The sequence below is a fragment of the Serratia odorifera genome, assembly GCF_041448735.1.
Classification (GTDB): Bacteria; Pseudomonadota; Gammaproteobacteria; order Enterobacterales; family Enterobacteriaceae; genus Serratia_F; species Serratia_F odorifera.
This window is the reverse complement of the sequence record NZ_JBGMUT010000081.1, coordinates 1-523: the sequence shown is the minus strand read 5'-3', so window position 1 is coordinate 523 and position 523 is coordinate 1. Positions and strand designations below refer to the sequence as shown.

Below are 523 nucleotides of genomic sequence, written 5' to 3'. Positions count from 1 at the left end.
ACCCTGTACTTAGGTGAGGAGTGTTTGAATGTTAATGATTAATGATATTTTTAATATTTTTAAGTTGTGCTTGGATTATTCAGATACAACTATATATGTATGTTTTGTTGTAATGTTGGCGTTTGCTATTTGTATTAAGTTTAAAGACATTATAACTTGGGGCTACTAAGTTATGACTGATGCTATTTTAAGAGGTTTAAAGGCTGTAGGTAATGGGATTGTAAAAGGTTTTCAAGCTTCAATGGAGTTTTTAGCTAAACCATTAGGATATTTACTAGAGTTTTTAGAAGGTATATTTTACTTTTTTGCTTGTTTGTTCAAAGTTGTTGTACTGATCGTGAAAATATTTACAGCTTTGTTTCAGTTCTTTTGGGCTACGGCTACAAGTGTTTTAAAAACTTTACTTATGTGGATTGGGGTTGTCCCTAGTGGCAAAGTGTACCTACCACATGAAGCCCAAAACGGTTTCCAAGTTGTTATGGATAAATTAATGCCTACAGGGATAATGACTACTGTTCCAATG

General features: G+C 32.9%; 1 protein-coding gene. It reads left to right on the top strand.

What is annotated here, in order from left to right:
* Positions 1 to 172: 172 nt before the first annotated feature.
* Positions 173 to 523, top strand: a 351-nt coding sequence (locus tag ACCC84_RS23710) for a hypothetical protein (RefSeq protein ID WP_371902447.1), incomplete at its 3' end; no start/stop codon positions are given.